The sequence below is a fragment of the Variovorax humicola genome (assembly GCF_037889915.1).
Lineage (GTDB): Bacteria > Pseudomonadota > Gammaproteobacteria > Burkholderiales > Burkholderiaceae_C > Variovorax > Variovorax humicola.
On sequence record NZ_JBBKZV010000004.1, the window covers coordinates 219,741 to 242,707 of the forward strand.

Here is a 22,967-nt window from a genome sequence, read left to right on the forward strand (position 1 = left end):
GGAGCGCAAATGAACCCCCGCATGGCAAGCCAGTCGCAGCAACAACGAAAAAAGCCGGCGGCCATCGCCCGACTCGTCCCGGATCGCCGCGCGGCCGGCGCAGGCGCGACGAACGCGGCGGTGCAACCGCTCGAGACGGCGACCCGCGGCTTCATGGAACAACGCTTCGGCCACGACTTCGCCAACGTGCGCATCCACACCGACGAGGCCGCCGCGCAGGCTGCGTTGTCGCTCGGCGCGGAGGCGTTCACTACCGGCCGCGACATCTCGTTCGCACCGCGCCGCTACGCCCCCGGCAGCCCCGCCGGCCGCGAGCTCATCGCGCACGAACTGGCCCATGTCGTCCAGCAACGGCACGGTGCCGCCGGCGCAAGCACGCCGGGCGGCGAGACCCATCTCGAAGCACAGGCGAACCATGCGGCCACCGCAGCCATGCGAAGCAGCGCCATGCCACCCATCGGCGCGGCTGCGCAGTCCATCCAGCGCCGTGTGCCGCTGCGCGACGTCGGCAAGGGCGAGTTCTCGGGCATGCCGCGCCTGGGTGAACTGATCGACCGTCTCAACGGCATGTCGACGGGCCTGACCTACGCCAACGACAACGGCGTGCTGACGGTCACCCCGATCGCCGAGGGAACCCCGAGCGAATTCGACCGCCAGATGCAGGCTTTCATCGACGACCCGGCCAACATCCCGATGCGCTTCACCAACCGCCACGGCCTGATCGGCGACAAGGGGCATGGCTACCACGACCCGGTCGACGTCGACACCTGGATGAGCGGCTACGTGGACATCGACGACCTGCTCGCCAGTTCTGATCTCGGCCTGCAGACCTCGCTCGTGCACCTGTTGCGCGAGCGCGGCCAGACGAAGAACTACGACCGCCGCATCGGCACCGAATCGCTCGATGCCAGCCAGGAGGGCCCCGCGAAAGAGTTCGCGCGCGCACATGCCAGCGGCATCGACGCCGAGCTCAAGGTGCTGCGCGATTTCTTCGGCGACCCGAGCATCGTCATCGTCGATGCCGACTCGCGCCGCTTCCGCAACGACCGCCGCGACGTGATCCGCGAGAAGGAAACACGCGGCCGCGGCGCGGAGGGGCAAGGCCTCCTGGCAATCGACTGGGAGGTCGTGCTGCACAAGGGCCGGCGGGTGGTTTCCGCCGTCGAATACAAGCGGATGCGCGATGCCGAGCGCGCCGCAGCGGCCGACGCCGCCGCGCCTGCGCCATGAGCACGAACCCGGGAAACATCGCATGCCCACGCAGTCTTCGCCACAGCAAGTCTCCTGGCTCGATGCGAACCAGCGCGTCATGGTGGCGGAGTTCGCGAGACTGAAGCAGCGGCTCGGCGATGCGGGCGACGCGCAGGCATTGGAAGAAGCCGCGCAATCCGCGCTGGCCGCGATGCCCTCCCCTGCGGCGATCGATGTGCTCGCGGATTTCTTCGGCCTCAGCGCCTTCGAACGCGACGTGCTGCTGCTGTGCGCCGGTGTCGAAATGGACGCGCGTCTCGCCACGCTCTGCGAAAACGCCTCCCCTGAACCGCGCAGGCCGGGCGCCACCTTCGGCCTCGCCCTGGCAACGCTGGCCCAACCCCACTGGAGCGCACTCGCCCCCGCCAGCCCGCTGCGGCGCTGGCGCCTGCTGGAACTCGACGACGCAGCCGGGCTCACGCGTGCACCCCTGCGCATCGACGAACGCGTTCTGCACCACCTGGCCGGCGTGAGCTATCTCGACCCGCGCCTGCGCAGCCTCATGCGCCCCGTGACGCCGTCGGCCTTCATCGCCGGTGCGCATCGCGGCGTCTGCGATGACGTGGCCGCCGCCCTCGAAGCTGCGACCGCAAGCCCGGCCTTGTGGCTGACCGGCGACGATGCCAATGGGCAGGTCGATGTGGCAGCAGACGTGGCTGCGCGACTGGGGCTGGTGCTCCACGTGCTGCAGGCGGACGACATCCCCACCGCCAGCGCCGAGACGGATGCCCTCTCCACGCTCTGGGAACGCGAGACCTTCATGCTCGGAGGCACCTTGCTGGTGTCTGCCGGCGCCGACCCCTTGCCGCCCGCGGCCATCCGCTTCATCGAGCGCCTGCACAGCCTCGTGTTCATCGGCGCTGCCCAACCACAGCCACTGGAACGCGCCGCAGTGCGCTTGCGCGTCGACAAGCCCGACCCCGCCGAACAAAAGCGCCTGTGGCAACAGGCGCTGGGCGATGGCGCCGCGCACCTCGACGGCGCGCTCGATGCGATCGCCGGCCAGTTCAGATTGAGCGCGCGGACCATTCAGGCCGAGGGCGCTTCGCTCGCGCGCGCGCTCGCCACCAGCGACCACCCCGGCAGCGCGATGTGGTCCGCGTGCCGAAGCATCGGCCGTTCGAAGCTCGACGAACTCGCCCAGCGCATCGACAGCGTCGCCGACTGGAACGACCTGATCCTGCCCGAGCCCCAGATGGCCGCCCTGCGCCAGATCGGTGCCCACGTGCGCAACCGTTTGAAGGTCCACGTCGATTGGGGTTTCGCCGACAAGGGCCAGCGCGGCCTCGGCATCACGGCCCTGTTCGCCGGCGAGAGCGGCACCGGCAAGACCATGGCCGCCGAAGTGCTCGCGCACGAGCTGCAACTGGACCTCTACCGCATCGACCTGTCGGCGCTGGTCAGCAAGTACATCGGCGAGACCGAGAAGAACCTGAGCCGTGTGTTCGCCGCCGCGGAAGACATCGGCGCGATCCTGCTGTTCGACGAAGCCGACGCACTGTTCGGCAAGCGCAGCGAAGTCAAGGACAGCCACGACCGCTACGCCAACATCGAAGTGAGCTACCTGCTGCAGCGCATGGAGTCGTACCGTGGCCTGGCCATCCTCACGACCAACCTGAAAGCCGCGCTGGACCCGGCATTCCAGCGCCGCATCCGCTTCGTCGTGCACTTCCCCTTTCCCGATGCCGCGATGCGCAAGGCCATCTGGCGCCAGGCGTTTCCGGCCCGGACACCGTGCGGCGCCATCGACTTCGACAAGCTCGCGCGGCTCGGCGTCTCCGGTGGCGGCATCCGCAACATGGCGATCAACGCGGCCTTCCAGGCGGCCGAACTGAACGAGCCGGTGTCGATGGCGCACCTGCTGCAATCGGCCCACCACGAGGCCTCCAAGCGCGACCGCCCCTTCAGCGACGCCGAGACGAAAGGCTGGACATGACCCGAGGAGGTCGACCATGAAAGCCGCTGCACCCCTGCAGGCGCGGGCCTCCCGCGCAGTGTCGAATCCGGCCGCCGCCAGCGGGCTGCTGCAGCGGCAGTGCGCATGCAGCCCGTGCAGCGCGTGCAGCGCGAAGTCATCGACGGACGATCTTGCGCAGCGCAAGGAACGCGAGTTCCTGCAGGCTGAACTCGTGATCGGCGCCAGCAACGATCCACTGGAGCGTGAAGCCGACCGCGTCGCCGACCAGGTCCTGACGGGACCCGCGCATGCAGCGGCACACGGCGTTGCCCCTCGCATCCAGCGCGCCACCGCGCAAGCTTCGCAAGAAAGCGCGGCGGCCGTGCCTGCGAGCGTGCATCGCAGCCTTGCAAGTACGGGCAGTCCACTGGAGCCGGCGCTGCGCCGCGACATGGAAGACCGCTTCGGCCACGACTTCTCCGAGGTGCGCGTGCACGCCGACGCAGCGGCCGAGCAATCGACGCGCGAGGTCCAGGCGCACGCCTACACCGTCGGCCACGACGTGGTCTTCGGCGCTGGCCAGTACGCGCCCGCCACCTCGCGCGGACGGCATCTGATCGCGCACGAACTGACCCACGTCATCCAGCAAACCGGCGCGCCGGTGATGCGCCGCAAGTCGGCCACCAAGGCAACGACACCGCAACAGGACGAAGAGGACACAACCCGCACCGACCACACCGCTCCCTGCACCGGCACAGGCGCGCGCAGGATCCTCCAGCGCGATTTCGCACTCGAGCCGCCGCGGCCGCGCGCGGAGGGCAAGGTGCTGACCGCGCCAGAGATCGCCGCGGCCATCGCATTCAACCAGCGCGTGGTCACGGTCATCGGCACGGCCGGCGTCAGCGAATTGCGCGACGTGCTTGGCATCGAGCCAGTGCCGGCCGTCATCGACGAAGACTTCGTGAATGCAGTGGTGCGCTGGCAGGCGGTGCAGGCCATCGGCCAGGACGGCAAGCTGGGGCCGGGCACGGCACGCCGCCTGTTCCGCGAGATCGGCGCCGAGGGCGTGGGCCGTGGCGCGCTGGTCCACGGCCCGGCGTACCACGCGGTCACCTCGCTGACGCCGCCGCTGGTCGGCGGGATACGGCAGGCCACCTTCAACTTCGACGCCGAATTCGCCGACGACCCGGCCAACGGCCTCTTCGCCTCCTGCTGCGAGATCCGCCAGTTCATCCAGTGGGATGCCGCCTATGCCGCCGCCGGCCCCGGTGGACCGCCGCATGCCGGCTTTCCCGCCGGCACCGCGGCCAACACCTGGATCGAAGACCGCGACGCCGCCGACACCCGCTACGGCCATCGCACCGGCCCGCATTCGGCGCTGGGCAACGGCGACGAATACCTCGACAACACCGCAAAACGCAACGCCGCCTTCGGCAACACCTACCGCGGCCAGGACAACCCCGGCAGCCGTCGCAACGCCGGCCACTGGCGCTTCATGGTTCGCGCCTTCGACGTTTGCAACGGCAACCGCCGGTTGGGGGACGACTTCCTGCGCGTCACATGGTGAAGTCGGGGGCTTGCATCCCAACGCGGCCGCCGCCGCCCCGAAGACCGCTTCGCTGGACGACTTGCAACGCGAGATCATCGACTTCGATTCGGAGGCGCCCGCGGGCCTCCAGTTCATGGCGTGAGGCACCGATCGCCCATCGGGGGCGTTTCATTTCGGGGGAAAGATGAGCCAGCAGGCGGCTCGTGAGCGCTGGGCTGTGCCTCACGAAATGATTTCGTCGGCGCGAAGGAGCACGCTCTGCGGGATCGACAAGCCAATTGCGCTGGCGACCTTCAGATTGACAACGAACTCGAGCTTGGTCGGCTGCTCCAACGGCATGTCGCCGGGCTTCTCGCCATTCAATATCCTCACCACCAGTTCCGCCATGCGACGGAACACCGCGGCGTAGTCGGGGCCGTACGAGAGCAGAGATCCATAGCTGCGATAGTCCGCCATCACAGGGACTCGTTGCGCCGCCTCGAAAGCAATCCAGTCGTCCCGCAGCTTCGCGTTGATCTGGTTTGGCGTCAGAAGTACTCCATCGGCTTGCTCGCTCTTGATCGATGCGGTTGCCGCCGGGAAGTCGGCGGACGCGTTGATGTCCACGGGGATCAGGGTGATTCCAAGCGATCCCGCGCTTTCACGGTAGCTCTGGAAAGCCGCATCGATACTTGCGCTGCTGAGCCCAGACATCCGCCCGCATTCCGGGCAGCGGGCAAATGCGATCCTGGAGACGGTCGGGACCGCAGCCTTGAACAGCTCGATCCGCTTTGGCACGAGGTCGCCGGCGAAGTTCGACAGCCCCGTGACCTGTCCGCCCGGACGAGTGAAGCTCGCCACGAGACCGGTTCGCAGCGCATCGTTGATCCCGAAGATAACGACGGGGATGTTTCCTCCAGCCTCGACCACGGCACGCGCCGCCGTCGACGTGCCCGTCACGACCGCGTCCACACCCTTCTCTCGCATCTCTTTGGCGAACTCGGCGTACCTTTCGTTCTTTCCTTCCGCGTAGCGCCAATCGATGGTCAGGTTTCTTCCTTCCACGAAGCCGAGTTCACGGAGTCGACCAATGAACGCCGCCACGATCCGGTCATCGTCGGCTGAATTTTTTGCCGTGAACCCGAAGTAGGCAATGCGATACGTGCGTCCCGGAACCTGGGCCAATGCCACCGTCCCGACGGCACATGCGGCACCGGAGATGAGTCGACGACGTCCAATCATGACGCACCTCGCATCTTGGAGCCGCCCTCGAAGTGGGAGGCGGCGAAGCCAAATCATGCCCACGCCGCTGCGTCCAGGTCAAGTGCGGACCCAGGACTTCGGCTACGCGCACGCCGGGTCCATCAGTGTTTTCCCTTCGTCCTTTGGCGCTCGCGGAATGGCTGATATCTCCGTTCGATGCTTCCTCGCGGGGCGCGCAGTTTCTAAGCTTGGCCCGTCAATTTCGAATAGGTCGAAGTTGCAGCGGCAAGGCCGAATGTGCCGGCCGCAAATCACATGAATGAGGACATCCAATGCCGTTGTTTCTGAATGAAGTTTGGCTGGGCGACATGACGCCATCGGTCATGGCCGAAGCCGTGGAGTTTTTCGGCAACCTGAGCGTCGGGTCCAAGCCCGACAACCTGCCCAACGATCTGCGGATGGTGGCGGGTCCGTGGCTCTCGGCCGAAGAGACCAAGGTGATGTTCGTCTTCGAGATCAACGACCCGTCGGACATGTTCGACGCTTACGCGGAACGCGTGGTCAGCGGCCTCTTTTCGCACCGCAAGCTCACGCTGCTTTCCAGCTGGGAAGGCATGAAAGCCTATTCCGACCGCGTCAACGCGATCTAGTTCTTTCCCCGTATCCAAGGAGAAATTCAATGCCGGTTTTTTTCAATGAAGTTTGGCTGAAGGACATGAGTCCTCCCGTCATGAAGGGCGTGACCGATTTCCTCGGCAAGCTGCGTGAAGGCGTCAAGCCGCACAACTTGCCGGAGGACCTCAAGCTCCTTGCAGGCCCCTGGCTTTCCAACGAAGAGGCCAAGGTCTATTTCGTCTTCGAGATCGACGACCCGACGAAGACCTACGAAGCGTTCGCGGAACGCGTGGCCGAGGGGCTGTTCCTGCGTCGCAAGTTGACGCTGGTCCAGAACTGGGCCGGCGCCCGCTCTTTCGCGGCGCACCTGAACGGCAAGTAAGCCGTCGGCTGCCGATCCTGGCGATGCGCAGCCGACAACCCCGACAACGAATTCGACGGAGACAACACCGTGACCCAGACAAACACAAGCCCAGCGTCCCTTCTTGCACCCTCCTCTGACACGGTGGCACACGGGGGCCTGTCGTCGCCTTCAAGGCGTCATTCGCTCAAGCGGTTCGCTGCACTCGGTGCCGCGGCGCTCGCGCCGCCGCTGCTCCTGAAGCCTTCGACGGCTCACGCCGCAGGCGCGGAGTTCTCGTACAAGCTCGGCATCGCCCTGGCGCCGTCGCATCCGACGACAGCCGGATTGCAGGAGGCCTGTGCCACGATCCTGCGCGAATCCAAGGGGCGGCTGGCGATCGAGGTGTTCCCGAACAGCCAGTTGGGGAGCGACACCGACATGATCTCCCAGGTCAGGTCGGGCGCCATCGATTTCGTGAGCACGGCCGGCCTGATCTGGGGCACGCTGATTCCCGGCGCATCGATCAGCGGCGTCGGCTTTGCCTTCCCCGACTACGACGCTGTCTTCAACGCGATGGACGGCGAGTTGGGCGCTCAGATCCGCTCGGGTTTCGCCAAGGCCGGCCTGCTGCCGCAGGCGAAGATCTGGGACCATGGCTTTCGCCAGGTGACCAGCAGCACGCGGCAGATCAAGACGCCGCAGGACCTCGCCGGCTTCAAGCTGCGGGTGCCGCCCAGCCCGGCGCTGACCTCGCTCTTCAAGGCGTTCGGCGCCGCGCCGGCGGGCATCAACATGGCAGAGGTCTACACCTCGCTGCAGACCAAGATCGTCGACGGCCAGGAAAATCCGCTGACCATCGTGGAGACCGCCAAGCTGTACGAAGTGCAGAAGTACTGCTCCATGACGTCGCACGTGTGGGACGGCTTCTGGCTCGTCGCCAACCTGCGCAAGTGGAACGCGCTGCCCGAAGACCTGCGCCAGCTGGCTTCCACCACCTTCGACGCGCAGGCGCTGCGCCAGCGCCAGGCCGTGCGCGCTCTCAACGTCCGGCTGGCCGATGAGCTCAAGAGCAAGGGCATGACCTTCAACACGCCCGAGCTCGCGCCTTTCCGCCAGGAACTCAAGAAGTCAGGCTTCTATGCCGACTGGAAGAAGAAGTTCGGCCCGGAAGCCTGGGCCACGCTCGAGAAGTACGCCGGCAACCTGTCCTGATTCACCTCAACGGTACGTTCGTCGACGAGGTGCCTGCGGGCACCCCGTCGGCGGGAGCGTGCGCCATCAACCCACACAGAAACGAGACATGCATATGAAATCGATCCGACTCTTCGGCCTCGCAGCGGCCGTGGCTGCGCTCTTCGCGACCACCCTTCATGCAGGCGAGGCAAAGGCCCAGGACCTCAAGGGCAAGTACGTCAAGACGCCTACGGGCTACCTGATGGTGCTGCGCAACGGCGACGACGTCGTCGCGCACCTCGAACGGCTGGCCGTCGTGGAGAAGATTCCGAGCGCCAGCTTCGTCGGCATCGGCTTCATGCGTGAGGCGACCTTCGGCTTCTACGACTTCAGCCGCAAGGCCTTCGACCCCAAGACCTTCAACAACGTGGAGATTGCCAACCTCACCGGCACCATCGCATGGAAAGAGGGCAAGCCTTCCATCCATGCGCATGGACTGATCACCGACGGCACGTTCATGGCGAGCGGCGGGCACCTGCTCGGCCTGACGGTCGGCACGGGCTCCTCGGAGATCACCGTGCTGCTGCACCCAGAGAAATTCGAGCGCTTCGTCGACCCGGCCATCGGAGCGAACGTGCTCGGCCTGCCGGGCCACCAGTGAGCACCGCGCTCGCCGCTCGGCCCAAGACACACCCAGGAGGCACCATGCACAGCCAACCGCAGGCCATCGTTGCGCCCATCCCGGAATTCCCGGGCCGGGCCGCGTCACCCACATCGTGGCTCGCCCAGTGCGAGAAGTTCCTCGGCTATCTCACCGAGATCCCCGCGGCGCTGCTCGTGCTGGCAGAGATCTGCGTGCTCTTCGCCGGCGTCACGAGCCGCTACCTGTTCCACACGCCCATCATCTGGGCGGATGAGCTGGCCTCCCTGCTCTTCCTCTGGCTGGCCATGTTCGGCGCCGTCGTCGCGTTCCGGCGTGGCAGTCACATGCGGATGACGGCCTTCGTGGACAAGGCCTCGCCGGGCACCCGCTCCCGCCTCGACTTGCTCGCGGTCGTCGCGGCACTGACCTATCTCGTGCTGATCGCGCATCCCGCCTATGAATTCGCAGTGGACGAGATGATGGTGACGCTGCCGGCCATGGACATCTCGAACGTCTGGCGTGCAGCGGCCATCCCCGTCGGCGTCGTCCTGATCATGGCGATGGCACTGCTGCGGCTGGCCAGCTTTGCCGACCGCAAGCTGGCGGCGTCGATGATCCTGGCGGTCGCCCTGCTGGTCGGCGCGCTGATCGCGCTGCAGCCGGTGCTGGCGAGCCTGGGCAACCTCAACCTGCTGATTTTCTTCGTGGGTGTGGTGGGCTTGCTGGTGTTCTCCGGCGTGCCGATCGCCTTCGCATTCGGCTTGGCGACGCTGGGCTACATCGGCCTGACGACCCCGACGCCGGTCGGCGTGGTGATCGGACGCATGGACGAAGGCATGTCGCACCTGATCCTGCTGTCGGTTCCGATGTTCGTGTTCCTTGGCCTGCTGATCGAGATGACCGCCATGGCGAAGGCCATGGTCGACTTCCTGGCCAGCCTGCTGGGGCACATCAAGGGCGGCCTGTCGTACGTGCTGATCGCGGCGATGTACCTCGTGTCGGGGATCTCCGGATCGAAAGCGGCCGATATGGCCGCTGTCGCCCCCGTCCTGTTTCCCGAGATGAAGCGCAGGGGCGCCAAGGAAGGCGACATGGTGGCCCTGCTGTCCGCCTCGGGCGCGCAGACCGAGACCATTCCGCCCAGCCTGGTTCTGATCACCATCGGCTCGGTCACCGGGATCTCGATTGCGGATCTGTTCACCGGCGGGCTGGTCCCCGGCGTCGTGCTCGCGATCATGCTCAGCCTCGTGGTGTGGTGGCGCTACCGGTCGTCGTCGCAGGCCGTCGACCGCAAGGCGGCATGGCGCGTCGTCGGCAAGACCCTGCTCATCGCCGCCCCTGCACTCGCATTGCCTTTCGTGATCCGCGCCGCGGTCATCGAAGGCGTGGCGACGGCGACCGAGGTGTCGACCATCGGCATCGTCTACTCGGTGTGCGTCGGCCTGTTCATCTACCGCAAGTTCGACTGGCGCCGTGTCGGTCCCGCGCTGATTGAAACAGCGTCGCTGTCGGGTGCCATTCTTCTCATCATCGGTGCGGCGACCGGCATGGCGTGGGCGCTGACGCAGTCGGGGTTCTCGCGGCAGCTGGCCGACGTCATGACGCATCTTCCGGGGGGCGCCGCGGGCTTCCTCGCGGTCTCGATCGTTGCGTTCATCGTGCTTGGCAGCGTGCTCGAAGGCATTCCGGCGATCGTGTTGTTCGGGCCCTTGCTGTTTCCGATCGCCAAGCAGCTCGGCATCCACGATGTCCAGTACGCGATGGTGGTGGTGCTCTCGATGGGCATCGGCCTCTTTGCACCGCCCTTCGGCGTGGGCTACTACGCGGCTTGCGCGATCAGCCGCATCAGCCCCAGCGAAGGCCTCAAGCCGATCGCCGGCTACATGCTTGCGCTGCTCGCCGGAACCATCCTGATTGCCGTCTTTCCGTGGTTCTCGATCGGCTTCCTCGGCTGACCGCCCTCACCAATTCAAGGAACTCCCATGAAATTTGCCAGCTGGATCACTTACGCCGCCGATGCGGCCACGGTGGCCGAACTGCGTCCGAAACACCGCGCCTATCTCGCCAGCCTCCTTGCCCAAGGGAAGCTCGTGCTGGCCGGCCCTTTCGCCGACGGCAGCGGTGCGCTGTTCGTCTACGAGGCGCCCGATCAGGACGCCGCCATGCACCTGGTCGGCCAGGACCCTTTCTTCACCGGCGGCGTCTTCGCACAGGTGCAGACCAAGCCCTGGACCTCCGTGTTCTGCAACCCCCATGCCTTGCAGCCACCGCTCGCCTCCGCGGCACTGGCGTCCTCCTGAAAAGAATGCGACAGCACATGACCACCATGCCTCCATCGATCGCCGACATCGCCACCCGCCTTCGGGTCGCGGCCCAGACCGGCATTGCCATCCCGCCCATCCGGGACGAACTGAAAGACGGTGGCGCCGACGCGGCCTACCAGATCCAGGAAGCCAACACCCTGTTCCACCTCGGACAGGGCCGGCGGCTGGTGGGTCGCAAGATCGGACTCACCTCCAGGTCCGTGCAACTGCAACTGGGGGTCGACGCGCCCGACTTCGGCATGCTGTTCGCCGACATGGAACTGGACGCGGGCCAGGAAGTGGCCCTCGGCCGCGTGATGCAGCCGAAGGTCGAAGCCGAGGTCGCCATCGTCCTGCAGCGCGATCTGGCGGACGAGGGCCTGACGCTGTCCAGGCTGATGTCCGCCGTGGCCTATGTGCTGCCTGCCGTCGAAATCGTCGGCAGCCGTATCCAGAACTGGGACATCCGCCTGCTCGACACGATTGCGGACAACGCCTCGTCCGGCCTCTATGCGCTCGGCACCGAGCCCCGCAAGCTCGACCAGGTCGATCTGCGGCTGTGCGGCATGGTCATGGAGCGGCGCGGCGAAGTGGTCTCGGTCGGCGCGGGCGCCGCCTGCCTCGGCCACCCCCTCAACGCCGCGCTGTGGCTCGCCAGGAAGATGGTCGAGGTCGGCAGGCCGCTCAGGGAAGGCGACGTGATCATGAGCGGGGCGCTGGGACCGATGGTTGCCGTCCTGCCGGGCGACTCGGTCGTCACCACCATCGGCGGCCTCGGATCCGTCACCACGCAGTTCGCCGCCTGAAGGCTCAGGCCCCCATCACTCTCTCTCTGGAAACCAACCCATGCCTCCACACAAACTCAAGGTCGCGATCATCGGCCCGGGCAACATCGGCACCGACCTGATGATCAAGGTCATGCGCAACAGCAAGCACCTCGAGATGGGTGCGATGGTCGGCGTCGACCCCAAGTCCGACGGGCTCGCGCGTGCCGAGCGCCTGGGCATCGCGACGACGGCCGAAGGCATCGAGGGCCTGGTGCGGCTCGGTGTCTTCGAGGACATCGACATCGTGTTCGATGCCACCTCGGCCGGCGCCCACAAGCACCACGACGCGGTCCTGCAGGCGCACGGCGTCCAGGTGATCGACCTCACGCCCGCGGCCATCGGTCCCTATGTGATCCCGGCCATCAATCTCGAGGGCGAGAACGCGAGCAACATGAACATGGTCACCTGCGGGGGCCAGGCGACCATCCCGATGGTGGCGGCCGTCTCGCGCGTGGCCAAGGTGCACTACGCGGAGATCGTGGCGTCGATCTCCAGCAAGAGCGCCGGGCCCGGCACGCGGGCCAACATCGACGAGTTCACCGAAACCACGAAGGCCGCCATCGAGAAGCTCGGCGGCGCCGAACGCGGCAAGGCCATCATCGTGCTGAATCCGGCGGAGCCGCCGCTGATCATGCGCGACACGGTGTTCGTGCTGTCCGAACTGGCCGACCAGGCGGCGGTCGAAGCCAGCATCGAGAAGATGGTGGCGAGCGTGAAGGCCTACGTGCCGGGCTATCGCCTGAAGCAGCGCGTGCAGTTCGACGTCATCGCGCCCGAGCATCCGTTGAACGTGCCCAGGCTCGGGCCGCGCCATGGCCTCAGGACCTCGGTGTACCTGGAAGTCGAAGGCGCCGCGCACTACCTGCCGTCCTATGCCGGCAACCTCGACATCATGACCTCGGCCGCACTCGCCTGCGGCGACATGATGGCCCAACGACGCATTGCCAGCGGCATCGCCCGCGGCCTGAAGGAGACGACATGAATCCGGGAAAGAACAAGCTCTACATCAGCGACGTGACGCTGCGCGACGGCAGCCACGCGGTCCGCCACCAGTACAGCATCGCGCAGGTGAAGGCGATCTCGGCGGCGCTCGATGCCGCCGGTGTCGACAGCATCGAGGTCGCGCACGGCGACGGGCTCGAGGGTTCGAGCTTCAACTACGGCTTCGGCGCGCATACCGACGTCGAGTGGATCGCGGCGGTCGCCGAGACGGTCAAGACCGCGAAGGTGGCGACACTGCTGCTGCCGGGCATCGGCACCACGCACGACCTGCGCAATGCCTACGACGCGGGCGCGCGGATCGTGCGCGTTGCCACGCACTGCACCGAGGCGGACGTCTCGCGCCAGCACCTGGAATACGCGCGCGAACTCGGCATGGACCCGGTCGGCTTCCTGATGATGAGCCACATGACCACGCCCCGGAAGCTGGCCGAGCAGGCGCTGCTGATGGAAAGCTACGGCGCGACCTGCGTGTACGTGGTCGATTCGGGCGGTGCGCTGGGCATGAGCGACGTGCGCGACCGCTTCCGTGCCTTCAAGGAGGTGCTGAAGCCGCAGACGCAGACGGGCATCCATGCGCACCACAACCTGAGCCTTGGCGTCGCGAATTCCATCGTGGCGGTCGAGGAAGGCTGCGACCGCATCGACGCGAGCCTGGCAGGCATGGGCGCCGGAGCGGGCAACGCGCCGCTGGAGGTGTTCATCGCTGCAGCCGAGCGCCAGGGCTGGCATCACGGAACGGACCTCTACCGCCTGATGGACGCGGCGGACGACCTGGTGCGGCCGCTGCAGGATCGCCCGGTGCGGGTCGACCGCGAGACCCTGGCGCTCGGCTATGCGGGCGTGTATTCGAGCTTCCTGCGCCATGCCGAAGCGGCCGCGAAAAAGTACCGGCTGAAGACGGTGGACATCCTGGTGGAGCTCGGCGCGCGCAAGATGGTCGGTGGGCAGGAGGACATGATCGTGGACGTCGCACTCGACCTGCTCAAGCGCTCGGAGCACGCGCGCATCCACGCGCAGCCAGAGATGAGCGAAGCGGCCTGAAGCCCGCACGCGTCGTCAGCCCAGGGTCAGTCCTGTCCCAGTTCGCGGCCGATTTCGCGAATGAGCGAGGCCACTGCCCTGCCTGCCAGCGTCATCGGCCGATGCACGCTCGTCGAGAGCACCAAGGTGCGCGTGAGGGTCGGCTCCACGATCGGGGAGACCTGCAAGCGCTTTTGCGCCAACTCGAAGTGGACGGCCTGCCGCGTCAGGATCGTGTATCCGGATCCGCCGGCCACGATCTCCTTCATCGCCGTGAGGGAGTCGACTTCCACGGCCACGTTGATCGGGACTTCGAGCCTCCTGGCCGTCTCCGCGAGCATCAAGCGCAGTCCGTCGGGGATGCCGGGCAGCACGAGGGGCAGGTGTGCCAGTTCGGCGAAACGTATCTGCGGCTGCGCAGTGAGCTGGTCACCTGCCGGCGCGACCAGGTAGAGACCGGCCGTGTTCAGCGCTTCGTCGGTGCGGGCGGCATGGACGCCTTCATAGCGCGCGAGCACGCCCACATCGGCCCGGCCGTTGGCCAGCCACTCCTCGATGCTTCCCGAGAAGCCTTCCATCAGGCGCAGCTCGACCTGCGGAAAGTCCCTGAGCACGCGCTGGAACAGCGCACCGACCACGAATTGCGTGATCGACGTCTGCATTGCCAGACGGACGGGTCCGCTGGGCACCCCGGCATGCGCGCGGATGTCGTCCCGGAGCGCGTCGACCTCGGACAGGATGGTGCCGACGCGCGGCATGATCGCCTGCCCGAATTCGGTCAACACGAGCCCGCGCCCCGTGCGATGGAAGAGCTTGGCGTCGAAGTCGCGCTCCAGCCCGGCAATCTGCTTGCTCAGTGCCGATTGGGCGATGCCACGCGCGGCGCACACCTTGCTCAGGCTGCCAGCTTTCACGAGGTCGACCAGGAGCTGGAGTTGCTTCAGATCCATGGTGGTCGGACCTCCGTCCCGCGCGCCGGGAGTCCGAATGCCATGCTGTGAGGTGGGTCCAACGGCGGGAATCTTTGCATGTCAGCCTGTAGCAAGAGATGCGAACGGCGGCGCACGAAGCTGCCTGTTAGCTGCCTGTTAGCTGCCTGTTCGATCCAATCGAAATCTGATTGTCCTGGCGTGCAAGTGGACCGTTGAATCGCCGGTGATCAAAGTGCCGCAGCGCTTGTGGACGATGGTACGCGCTCGAGGTATTCCAGTTCAAGGCTGCGATCCCCACCTTCAAGTCGCTGTTCACGTATGGCGTTCTCAAGGGCACGGTCGTCGGGCATCTGCGCAATGCCGATGACGACCGCTACCAGAGCCTGGTGCAGGCGACGGACAGTGTGATGGTCGTGGGGGCGGCACGAAGATCGTCTCGTTCAGTCCCTGCCCCATCGCCACCGCGGGGGCTCTCCCTTCAGCCAGCAGACGGCGACGAGGAAGAGGCTCAGGACCGAGACAAGCGCGACAAAAGTGAAAGGCTCCCGACTCGGGCTGACAAGCACCGCAATCCATCCCAGCAGAAAGAAGTACGCGGACAGCACTGCCCATCCTTGCCAGCACGAAGGCGCGCCCCATCCCCAGCCATATCGCTTTGCAGTATTCATGCTTGAGCGACATGGGCAGCCTCGTGAACCGAGCGCAATTCTGGCGCTTTGCGGAAGCCCGGGGAAGTGTCCGCTTCTGGCTACCGATCCTCCCGATGAGGGACGACAAGCGCACGAGCAGTGCGCAAGATCAAGGCGTTCACACATCGATCTATCGCAAACGGAGGCGCTGCTTGACGCAGGGGCATCGAGCCCGGCGACAGGTGCCCTACAGGGAGAACGCCATGGCTGGACGCGCTGTCGACGCAACTGAAAAGGCCCTCTACAACTTCGGGCCCGGCCTGCTCACACAGAACTACTGGGACAAGGCTGCCAACAAGGGAAAAGGCGGCTGGCTGCCCCGGCTGCAGGCAGCCGCCGGGCCGCACAAGGACAAGTCCACAGACCCGCATGCTGCCGGCCGCGCGCTGGACATCATCCTCTTCGCGAACGACCCGACCGAAAGGGATTTCGCCGACCGGATCGTGCAGGTTTTCCTGGCACAACGGGTGGCGATGGGCTGGATTGCCGTCATTTACAACGGGCGCGAATGGAACCGCGCCGGCCTCGAATTTCCGCGCAGCGGCGATGCCGTGAACCGGCACGTCACGCACATCCACATCGAATGGGCAAAGGCCGGCGTGGGCGTCGACAACTTTGCTTCCGACCTCGAAGATGCGCTGTACAACGAGTTCAGCGCGGGCAACATCAGCAGCGGGAACTACGCGGTAGGTTAGCCGGTGAGCATTTGCTGCTGCGGCGGCGGCATTGCAGCCAGCAGCGCGCGCCGCGTCGCCGCGAAATCAGCGGACGGGTGCCGCGCAACCGCGCGATTTCCCGCGGTGCCGTCGGCCTGGTTTCGCGGCCGACGCAGTCGCCAATGCGCTGGCGCTTCTTGTTTTCTGCGGCCACCTTGGCGGCCTCGGTCGGCCGCGCCTTCAGCGCCAGTGCCGTGAGTGTGTATCGAGCCATTGGCGCGGGTTTTACCACTGGGGGTTCGACGCAGCCTTAGGGCGTGCGCTCTACCCCGCCCTGTACACGCCCCGAGTCGGGCTTGGACTGGAAACCGCTGGAAAACGTCGGAACGTCGTAGACGGCCAAAGAAAAAGCCCCGTAAATCAATGACTTACGGGGCATTTTCGGAAGGCTTTGGATTGACCAAAAACCTGTATTGGCGGAACCGGAGGGATTCGAACCCTCGATGAGGCTCTACACCCCATACTCCCTTAGCAGGGGAGCACCTTCGGCCACTCGGTCACAGTTCCGGAACCCGCAATTATGCCAGCTTTGTCGGCGCGTTTTACGCCGGTGGCTGGTCCAGGTCAAACGCCTTGTGCAATGCGCGCACGGCCAGCTCCATGTACTTCTCGTCGATCACGACGGAGGTCTTGATCTCGCTGGTCGAGATCATCTGGATGTTGATGCCTTCTTCGCTCAGCACGCGGAACATCTTGCTGGCCACGCCGACGTGGCTGCGCATGCCGATGCCCACGATGCTGACCTTGCAGATCTTGCTGTCGCCCACCACTTCGGCGGCGCCCAGCGTCGGCAAGACTTTTTCCTTCAGCAGGTCCATGCACTTGGCAAAGTCGTTGCGGTGCACCGTGAAGCTGAAGTCGGTCTTGCCTTCCTTGCTCAGGTTCTGGATGATCACGTCGACCTCGACGTTGGCATCGGCCACGGCGCCAAGGATGTGATATGCGATGCCTGGCTTGTCGGGCACGCCCAGCACCGAGACCTTGGCCTCGTCACGGTTGAACGCGATGCCGGATACGACGGCTTGTTCCATGTTTTCGTCTTCCTCGAAAGTGATCAGCGTGCCGGACTTGGCTTCTTCGTTGATGTCGATGTCCCACGGCGTGAAGCTCGACAGCACACGCAGCGGCACCTTGTACTTGCCCGCAAATTCCACCGAGCGAATCTGCAGCACCTTGGAGCCGAGGCTCGCCATCTCGAGCATTTCCTCGAAGCTCACCGTCGTCAGCCGGCGTGCATCGGGCTCGACGCGCGGATCGGTCGTGTAGACGCCGTCGACGTCGGTGTAGATCAGGCATTCATGCGCCTTCATCGCCGCGGCAATCGCCACCGCGGAAGTGTCGCTGCCGCCGCGGCCGAGCGTCGTGATGTTGCCCGAGTCGTCCACGCCCTGGAAGCCGGTGATGACCACCACCTTGCCGGCGTCGAGGTCCGCACGCACGCGCTCGTCCTCGATGCTCTCGATGCGGGCCTTGGTGAAGGCGCTGTCGGTGCGCACCGACACCTGCCAGCCCGCATAGCTGACCGAAGGCATGCCCTCGGCTTGCAGCGCAATCGCCAGCAATGCCGAAGATGCCTGTTCGCCGGTCGACGCGAGCATGTCGAGTTCGCGGTTGTAGTCGTCGGAGGCGCGGCCGGGAGCGAGTTCCTTGGCGAGGCCGAGCAGGCGGTTGGTCTCGCCGCTCATCGCGCTCGGAACCACCACCATCTGGTGGCCGGCGCGTGCCCACTTGGCAACGCGCTTGGCGACATTGCGGATGCGCTCGGTCGAGCCCATCGACGTGCCGCCGTATTTGTGAACGATCAATGCCATGGGTGAAATTTGGGAAAGAAATGAAACCGGCCCCGGGATTGCCCTGAAGCGGCGGTACACCCTTGACGTTCAGCGCGAAGCCTCTGTCGGGGGCGAGGGATTGTACCAATGGAGGAGCTCACCCCTCCGTTCGGCGAAGCCGGTGCCGATCTTGATGTGCAGGTTGTGGCCCCGCGTGGCGCAGGCTTCGACCTGGTCGAGCAGTTCATCGAGTTGTGCCGTATTGGGCGTGCAGGCATGGGCTTGGAGCAACCAGTGCCGCAAGACATTGGCCTGGCGGGCGCGCGAAAGTTGTCGCAGCGCGCCGATAACGGGCGGTGTGCCGATGGCGGCGAGGTCTTGCTGCGCCAGTTCGACGAGCAGCCCCTGCGCTTGCGCCGCATGCCGCGCGCTGCGGGCAAAGGTCGAACGAAATTGAGGGAATGCACGATCGAGCGCCGGCAGCAGTTCGGCGCGAATGCGATTGCGCGTGAAGCGCGCGTCGGCGTTGCTCGGATCATCGATCCACGCCACTTCGCGCGCCTTCAGCCAGGCGCGGATCTCCGCAGCCGGCACGCCGAGCAAGGGCCGGTGGTACTGAAGCCCATCGCGCTGCGCCACCTCGGGCATCGCAGCCAGTCCGGCAAGTCCTGCACCGCGCGACAGCGCCAGCAGCACGGTCTCCGCCTGGTCGTCAGCGTGTTGAGCGAGCGCGATAGATCGAATTGCAGGCCGAGTGCCTCCGGCCGCTGCCAGCGCGGCAAACGATGCGTAGCGCGCCCGCCGCGCCGCATCTTCCGGGCTCTCGCCCGCTGCATGCCGTGCATCGACACGGTGCACTCTCAGCGGCACGCCCAGCCGCTTGCAAGCCGAGGCGCAATGCTGCTCGAAATCATCGGCCGCAGCCTGCAGCCCGTGATGCACGTGAAAAGCTTCGACCTGCCCCGGCCAGCGCGCGGCGCACGCCATCAGCAGCGCCGTCGAGTCGGCGCCGCCGCTGTAGGCCACGGCCAAGGGAAACGCCGGCTCGAAAGCCGCGATGGCCTGATCGAAATTCATCGGGCGATTGTGCGACGCCCGCGCCCCGCGCGAGCGGGCCGCGGCAGCGCCCTTGGCGGGCACCATGGCGACTCGCGGCGAGTCGCGCCGACTACTTGTCAGCCTTGGTGTCGTTGAACCGGCCGTAGCCTTGCAGCCGCTCGTAGCGTCGGTCGAGCAGTTCCTTGACCTTCATGTCACTGACCTGCCGGAAGGCGTCGCCAAGGGCGCGCTTCAGGAAGGCGGCCATCTGGCGGTGGTCGCGGTGCGAACCGCCCACCGGCTCGCTCACGATCTTGTCGACCAGGCCCAGGGCCTTCAGGCGATGCGCCGTAATGCCCAGCGCGTCCGCGGCTTCCTGCGCCTTCTCGGAGGTCTTCCAGAGAATCGAGGCGCAGCCCTCAGGGCTGATCACCGAATAAATCGAGTACTGCAGCATCAGCAATTGGTCGCCCACCGAAATCGCCAGCGCGCCGCCCGAGCCGCCTTCGCCGATGATGGTGACGATGATCGGCACCTCCAACTGCGCCATCTCGAAGATGTTGCGGCCGATGGCCTCCGACTGGCCGCGTTCTTCGGCGTCGATACCCGGATACGCGCCGGGCGTGTCGACGAAGGTGAAGACCGGCAGCTTGAACTTCTCGGCCGTCTTCATCAGGCGCAGCGCCTTGCGATAACCCTCGGGCTTGCTCATGCCGAAGTTGCGCGCGGTGCGCTCCTTGGTGTCGCGGCCTTTCTGATGGCCGATCACCATGCATGGCGTGCCGTTGAAGCGCGCCAGTCCACCGACGATCGAGAGGTCATCCGAGAAATGGCGGTCGCCATGCAGCTCGACGAAATCCGTGAAGATTTCGTTGACGTAGTCAAGCGTGTACGGTCGTTCAGGATGCCGGGCGATCTTGGTGATCTGCCACGGCGTCAGGTTGCTGTAGATGTCCTTTGTGAGCTGCTGGCTCTTCTTGCCGAGCTGGTCGATCTCTTCAGAGATGTCGACTGCCGATTCGGTCTGCACATAGCGCAGCTCTTCAATCTTGCTTTCGAGTTCCGCAATCGGCTGCTCGAAATCGAGGAAGGTTCGTTTCGCCAACGTCTTCTCCTTTTCTTGTTCAGTACACGACCGGTGCGGGGTCGAGTGAGCGCCAAATATACCAAGTTGCGACGCTGCAATACGGTGCCCACGCGACGGCGACTTCACGCGCATCGCTGCGGCTCACCGGGTCACCGGAAAAATAGTTCTGGCTGATGCCGGTAATGAGGCCAGGGTCGTCCAACGGCAGCACATTGGGCCGCATCAGGTGGAAAATCAGGAACATCTCCGCGGTCCAGCGACCGATGCCGCGGATGGCGACGAGTTCCTCGATGATGAGTTCGTCCGCCATGTCTTTCCAGGCATTGACGTGCACGGCCTGCGTATCGAAATGGATCGCGAGATCCACCAGGTACTCGACCTTGCGCGCCGACAGCCCGCAGGCACGCATGTCGTCGACCTTGAGCTTCAGCACGTTGGCCGGCGTCATCTTGCGCTGCAGCATTTCGAACTGGTCCCAGACAGATTGCGCGGCCTTCACCGAAATCTGCTGGCCCACGATGCTGCGCGCCAGCGTGATGAACGCATCGCCACGCGATTCAAGGCGCACATCGCCGAACTGCGGAATGAGCCGCTTCATCACCCGGTCTTTCCTGGCCAGGTGCTTGCACGCTTCCTCCCAGTAGTCGGGCGTGAAAATCTCGATGCTTGGTTTCTTGACGGGCGCCACGCTGATCCTCAATTCACTGCGCCGAAGCCCAAGTTGTTCCGGTGGGTGAATCTTTCAGCACGATGCCCTGCTCCAGGAGTTGCTGGCGGATCCGGTCGGCCTCCGCAAAATTCTTCGCGGCCTTGGCCGCGGCGCGTTCGGCGATCAGCAACTGGATGGCCGAGTCGTCGAGTGCGCTGCCGGCCTGCAGGAAGGCCCGCGGGTCGCCTTGCAGAACACCTAGCGTGCCGCCGAGCGCCTTGAGCAGTCCGGCCAGTTCGGGCGAGCGCGTCCGATTGACTTCGCCTGCCAGGTCGAACAGCACCGCAATCGCTTCCGGCGTGCCGAAGTCTTCGTCCATCGCGCCCTTGAAGCGAGCCGCATGCGGCTGCGACCAGTCGATCGCGACGTCCGCCGGCGCGACGCCATCCAACGCGGTGTACAAGCGCTTGAGCGAGTTGCGCGCGTCGTCCAGATGCGTGTCGCTGTAGTTCAGCGCACTGCGATAGTGCGTGCGCACCAGGAAGAACCGCAGGCTCTCCGCGTCGTACTTCTGCAGCACTTCGCGAATGGTGAAGAAATTGCCCAGGCTCTTGGACATCTTCTCGTTGTCCACGCGCACAAAACCGTTGTGTACCCAGTAGCGCGCAAGCGGCTTGCCGGTCGCACCTTCGCTCTGCGCGATTTCGTTCTCGTGATGCGGGAATTGAAGGTCGGCGCCACCGCCATGGATGTCGAAGGTCTCGCCGAGCGTCGCACAGCTCATCGCCGAGCACTCGATGTGCCAGCCTGGCCTGCCGACGCCAAACGGGCTTTCCCACTTCGCGTCATCCGGCTCCGTCGGCTTCGCGGATTTCCACAGCACGAAATCCAGCGGGTCTTCCTTGCCGTCGAGCACCGCCACGCGTTCGCCCGCATGCAGTTCGTCGAGCGACTTGCCCGAGAGTTTGCCGTAGCCCGGGAACTTGCGAACCGCGTAGTTCACATCGCCGTTGCTCGAGCGATAGGCCAGGCCCTTCTGTTCCAGCGTCTCGATGATGCCGAGCATCTGCGGCACGTACTCGGTGGCGCGCGGCTCGATGGTGGGCGACTCGATGCCGAGCGCGCCGATGTCCTGGTGCATGGCCGCGACCACTTCCTCGGTGAGCGCGCGGATCGTGATCCCGCGCGCCAATGCGCGGGCAATGATCTTGTCGTCGATGTCGGTGATGTTGCGCACGTAGGTCACGTCGAACCCGCTGGCACGCAGCCAGCGCTGCACCACGTCGAAGGCCATCATCATGCGGGCATGGCCGATGTGGCACAGGTCATACACGGTCATGCCGCAAACGTACATTCGCACGCGGCCGGGTTGCAGCGGAGAAAAATTCTCCAGTTCACGCGAGAGCGTGTTGTAGATGCGCAGACTCATGGAATTCGGAAGGCCGCCATTTGGCGCTCGAGCATCGCCGATGCAATGCCGACAAATGGCCGCGGATTTCAGGGGTGTTGGGGTTGTAGCGGCAAGGGCTCCAAAGCGGGCCCTCAGCTACAATTCATTTCAAGTATAAACGGCCGCCGGCGGGCATTTCCGGGTGTTTGTCCGTGCCCGCATCCGCTCTTCTTCCAGAGGCTTCATGAAGCACGCCGCATCTTCCATGCACATCTTCCCCCGCATTGTTTCTGCCCTGGCCTTCACGCTGTTGCTGGGCGCGGCCCATGCGGACGAGTATGCCGACGTCAACCTGCTGCTGCGCCAAGGCAAGCAGGCCGAAGCCCTCAACAAGGCCGAGACCTATATCGTCGGCAAGCCGCGCGATCCGCAAATGCGCTTCCTGCGCGGCGTGATCCTCAGCGAGCAAGGCAGGCTGCCGGAGGCGACCGTTGCCTTCACCCAGCTCACGCAAGACTTCCCCGAGTTGCCCGAGCCGTACAACAACCTCGCCGCGCTGTATGCGTCGCTAAGCCAGTTCGACAAGGCACGCACCGCGCTCGAAATGGCGATCAAGCTGAACCCGTCGTACGGCACCGCGCATGAAAACCTGGGCGACGTGTATGCCAGGCTCGCCGCACAGTCCTACACCCGCGCACAGCAACTCGAACCTGCCAACGCGGGCATCGCACCCAAGCTCACGCTGATCCGGCAGATCTTCACGCCGGCCAGCGAGCGCGCCGCAGGTACATTGCCGCCAGCCGCGCCGGCCCTTACCAAGCCCGGCATTCGCAAGTAACCTCGCCGACTGGCGCTGCTCCGGCGGTGCCGGCGGCACCGCCATTGAAAG

22 protein-coding genes and 1 tRNA gene are annotated in these 22,967 nt (G+C 65.5%); 14 read left to right on the plus strand and 9 right to left on the minus strand.

What is annotated here, in order from left to right:
• Positions 1-9 precede the first annotated feature (9 nt).
• Genes WKW80_RS09780 through WKW80_RS09790 form a run of 3 tightly spaced genes read left to right on the plus strand, consistent with a single transcriptional unit; the run spans position 10 to position 4,715 of the window.
• Positions 10-1,230: an eCIS core domain-containing protein gene (locus WKW80_RS09780; RefSeq protein WP_340363375.1), complete on the plus strand. Its 1,221-nt coding sequence runs from the start codon at positions 10-12 to the stop codon at positions 1,228-1,230.
• 22 nt (positions 1,231-1,252) lie between these two features.
• Positions 1,253-3,187 (plus strand): ATP-binding protein, encoded by a 1,935-nt coding sequence (locus WKW80_RS09785; protein ID WP_340363376.1) that lies wholly within the window; start codon positions 1,253-1,255, stop codon positions 3,185-3,187.
• A gap of 16 nt (positions 3,188-3,203) precedes the next feature.
• The gene (locus tag WKW80_RS09790) at positions 3,204-4,715 is read left to right on the plus strand and encodes an eCIS core domain-containing protein (RefSeq protein ID WP_340363377.1); all 1,512 of its coding nucleotides are present in this window, start codon (positions 3,204-3,206) and stop codon (positions 4,713-4,715) included.
• A gap of 204 nt (positions 4,716-4,919) precedes the next feature.
• On the opposite strand, the gene WKW80_RS09795 is transcribed toward WKW80_RS09790, so the two are convergent.
• A complete protein-coding gene (locus tag WKW80_RS09795; RefSeq protein WP_340363378.1) occupies positions 4,920-5,918 on the minus strand; it encodes an ABC transporter substrate-binding protein in 999 nt (332 codons plus the stop codon).
• Between the two features lie 293 nt (positions 5,919-6,211).
• Between WKW80_RS09795 and WKW80_RS09800 the strand changes: the two genes are divergently transcribed.
• From WKW80_RS09800 to dmpG, 9 genes are all read left to right on the plus strand, one after another.
• Positions 6,212-6,529, plus strand: coding sequence for a hypothetical protein (locus tag WKW80_RS09800; RefSeq protein ID WP_213954373.1), 318 nt, complete (start codon positions 6,212-6,214; stop codon positions 6,527-6,529).
• Between the two features lie 65 nt (positions 6,530-6,594).
• Positions 6,595-6,876, plus strand: a complete 282-nt coding sequence (locus WKW80_RS09805; RefSeq protein ID WP_340363379.1) for a hypothetical protein — start codon at positions 6,595-6,597, stop codon at positions 6,874-6,876.
• A gap of 138 nt (positions 6,877-7,014) precedes the next feature.
• A complete protein-coding gene (locus tag WKW80_RS09810; protein ID WP_422822886.1) occupies positions 7,015-8,049 on the plus strand; it encodes a TRAP transporter substrate-binding protein in 1,035 nt (344 codons plus the stop codon).
• Between the two features lie 94 nt (positions 8,050-8,143).
• Positions 8,144-8,671 (plus strand): PPC domain-containing DNA-binding protein, encoded by a 528-nt coding sequence (locus WKW80_RS09815; RefSeq protein ID WP_340363380.1) that lies wholly within the window; start codon positions 8,144-8,146, stop codon positions 8,669-8,671.
• A gap of 44 nt (positions 8,672-8,715) precedes the next feature.
• Complete coding sequence (locus WKW80_RS09820) at positions 8,716-10,608, plus strand: TRAP transporter large permease (protein ID WP_340363381.1); 1,893 nt, start codon at positions 8,716-8,718, stop codon at positions 10,606-10,608.
• A gap of 27 nt (positions 10,609-10,635) precedes the next feature.
• Entirely contained in the window at positions 10,636-10,953 is a 318-nt protein-coding gene (locus WKW80_RS09825) for a YciI family protein (protein WP_340363382.1), read from the plus strand.
• Between the two features lie 17 nt (positions 10,954-10,970).
• Positions 10,971-11,762, plus strand: a complete 792-nt coding sequence (locus WKW80_RS09830; protein ID WP_340363383.1) for a fumarylacetoacetate hydrolase family protein — start codon at positions 10,971-10,973, stop codon at positions 11,760-11,762.
• 40 nt (positions 11,763-11,802) lie between these two features.
• Entirely contained in the window at positions 11,803-12,765 is a 963-nt protein-coding gene (locus tag WKW80_RS09835) for an acetaldehyde dehydrogenase (acetylating) (RefSeq protein WP_340363384.1), read from the plus strand.
• Entirely contained in the window at positions 12,762-13,826 is a 1,065-nt protein-coding gene (dmpG, locus tag WKW80_RS09840) for a 4-hydroxy-2-oxovalerate aldolase (RefSeq protein ID WP_340363385.1), read from the plus strand. Before WKW80_RS09835 ends, dmpG begins: the two co-directional genes overlap by 4 nt.
• Positions 13,827-13,852: 26 nt before the next feature.
• Here dmpG and WKW80_RS09845 read toward each other — a convergent pair whose 3' ends face one another.
• Both WKW80_RS09845 and WKW80_RS09850 read right to left on the minus strand, forming a co-directional pair.
• On the minus strand, positions 13,853-14,755 hold the full coding sequence (locus WKW80_RS09845; RefSeq protein ID WP_340363386.1) for a LysR family transcriptional regulator: 903 nt from the start codon (positions 14,753-14,755) through the stop codon (positions 13,853-13,855).
• Between the two features lie 422 nt (positions 14,756-15,177).
• Positions 15,178-15,405: a hypothetical protein gene (locus tag WKW80_RS09850; protein ID WP_340363387.1), complete on the minus strand. Its 228-nt coding sequence runs from the start codon at positions 15,403-15,405 to the stop codon at positions 15,178-15,180.
• A 224-nt stretch (positions 15,406-15,629) separates the two neighbouring features.
• Here WKW80_RS09850 and WKW80_RS09855 point away from each other — a divergent pair, with 224 nt between their 5' ends.
• Positions 15,630-16,121 carry a hypothetical protein gene (locus tag WKW80_RS09855; protein WP_340363388.1) on the plus strand — a complete coding sequence of 164 codons (492 nt, stop codon included), beginning with the start codon at positions 15,630-15,632 and terminating at the stop codon, positions 16,119-16,121.
• Positions 16,122-16,556: 435 nt separating this feature from the next.
• On the opposite strand, the gene WKW80_RS09860 is transcribed toward WKW80_RS09855, so the two are convergent.
• The 6 genes from WKW80_RS09860 to cysS all read right to left on the minus strand — a co-directional run bounded on the left by WKW80_RS09860 (position 16,557) and on the right by cysS (position 22,117).
• Positions 16,557-16,649, minus strand: a tRNA-Ser gene (locus tag WKW80_RS09860).
• Between the two features lie 35 nt (positions 16,650-16,684).
• Positions 16,685-17,953, minus strand: coding sequence for an aspartate kinase (locus WKW80_RS09865; RefSeq protein WP_340363389.1), 1,269 nt, complete (start codon positions 17,951-17,953; stop codon positions 16,685-16,687).
• 69 nt (positions 17,954-18,022) lie between these two features.
• Positions 18,023-18,991 (minus strand): tRNA lysidine(34) synthetase TilS, encoded by a 969-nt coding sequence (gene tilS / locus WKW80_RS09870; RefSeq protein WP_340363390.1) that lies wholly within the window; start codon positions 18,989-18,991, stop codon positions 18,023-18,025.
• Between the two features lie 91 nt (positions 18,992-19,082).
• Positions 19,083-20,057, minus strand: coding sequence for an acetyl-CoA carboxylase carboxyltransferase subunit alpha (locus tag WKW80_RS09875; protein WP_340363391.1), 975 nt, complete (start codon positions 20,055-20,057; stop codon positions 19,083-19,085).
• Positions 20,058-20,076: 19 nt separating this feature from the next.
• Positions 20,077-20,727: a DNA-3-methyladenine glycosylase family protein gene (locus WKW80_RS09880; protein ID WP_340363392.1), complete on the minus strand. Its 651-nt coding sequence runs from the start codon at positions 20,725-20,727 to the stop codon at positions 20,077-20,079.
• 13 nt (positions 20,728-20,740) lie between these two features.
• Positions 20,741-22,117, minus strand: coding sequence for a cysteine--tRNA ligase (gene cysS / locus WKW80_RS09885; protein ID WP_340363393.1), 1,377 nt, complete (start codon positions 22,115-22,117; stop codon positions 20,741-20,743).
• Between the two features lie 226 nt (positions 22,118-22,343).
• Here cysS and WKW80_RS09890 point away from each other — a divergent pair, with 226 nt between their 5' ends.
• Positions 22,344-22,916 (plus strand): tetratricopeptide repeat protein, encoded by a 573-nt coding sequence (locus tag WKW80_RS09890; protein WP_340363394.1) that lies wholly within the window; start codon positions 22,344-22,346, stop codon positions 22,914-22,916.
• Positions 22,917-22,967: the final 51 nt, after the last annotated feature.

Excerpts from the sequence above, each read along its gene's own strand:
- cysS (WP_340363393.1), bottom strand. The coding sequence starts at position 22,117 with ATGAGTCTGCGCATCTACAACACGCTCTCGCGTGAACTGGAGAATTTT.
- WKW80_RS09785 (WP_340363376.1), top strand. The coding sequence starts at position 1,253 with ATGCCCACGCAGTCTTCGCCACAGCAAGTCTCCTGGCTCGATGCGAAC.
- WKW80_RS09835 (WP_340363384.1), top strand. The coding sequence starts at position 11,803 with ATGCCTCCACACAAACTCAAGGTCGCGATCATCGGCCCGGGCAACATC.
- WKW80_RS09830 (WP_340363383.1), top strand. The coding sequence starts at position 10,971 with ATGACCACCATGCCTCCATCGATCGCCGACATCGCCACCCGCCTTCGG.
- WKW80_RS09805 (WP_340363379.1), top strand. The coding sequence starts at position 6,595 with ATGAGTCCTCCCGTCATGAAGGGCGTGACCGATTTCCTCGGCAAGCTG.
- WKW80_RS09890 (WP_340363394.1), top strand. The coding sequence starts at position 22,344 with ATGCACATCTTCCCCCGCATTGTTTCTGCCCTGGCCTTCACGCTGTTG.
- WKW80_RS09795 (WP_340363378.1), bottom strand. The coding sequence starts at position 5,918 with ATGATTGGACGTCGTCGACTCATCTCCGGTGCCGCATGTGCCGTCGGG.
- WKW80_RS09815 (WP_340363380.1), top strand. The coding sequence starts at position 8,144 with ATGAAATCGATCCGACTCTTCGGCCTCGCAGCGGCCGTGGCTGCGCTC.
- WKW80_RS09865 (WP_340363389.1), bottom strand. The coding sequence starts at position 17,953 with ATGGCATTGATCGTTCACAAATACGGCGGCACGTCGATGGGCTCGACC.
- WKW80_RS09850 (WP_340363387.1), bottom strand. The coding sequence starts at position 15,405 with ATGAATACTGCAAAGCGATATGGCTGGGGATGGGGCGCGCCTTCGTGC.
- tilS (WP_340363390.1), bottom strand. The coding sequence starts at position 18,991 with ATGAATTTCGATCAGGCCATCGCGGCTTTCGAGCCGGCGTTTCCCTTG.
- WKW80_RS09780 (WP_340363375.1), top strand. The coding sequence starts at position 10 with ATGAACCCCCGCATGGCAAGCCAGTCGCAGCAACAACGAAAAAAGCCG.
- WKW80_RS09800 (WP_213954373.1), top strand. The coding sequence starts at position 6,212 with ATGCCGTTGTTTCTGAATGAAGTTTGGCTGGGCGACATGACGCCATCG.
- dmpG (WP_340363385.1), top strand. The coding sequence starts at position 12,762 with ATGAATCCGGGAAAGAACAAGCTCTACATCAGCGACGTGACGCTGCGC.
- WKW80_RS09825 (WP_340363382.1), top strand. The coding sequence starts at position 10,636 with ATGAAATTTGCCAGCTGGATCACTTACGCCGCCGATGCGGCCACGGTG.
- WKW80_RS09820 (WP_340363381.1), top strand. The coding sequence starts at position 8,716 with ATGCACAGCCAACCGCAGGCCATCGTTGCGCCCATCCCGGAATTCCCG.
- WKW80_RS09855 (WP_340363388.1), top strand. The coding sequence starts at position 15,630 with ATGGCTGGACGCGCTGTCGACGCAACTGAAAAGGCCCTCTACAACTTC.
- WKW80_RS09845 (WP_340363386.1), bottom strand. The coding sequence starts at position 14,755 with ATGGATCTGAAGCAACTCCAGCTCCTGGTCGACCTCGTGAAAGCTGGC.
- WKW80_RS09790 (WP_340363377.1), top strand. The coding sequence starts at position 3,204 with ATGAAAGCCGCTGCACCCCTGCAGGCGCGGGCCTCCCGCGCAGTGTCG.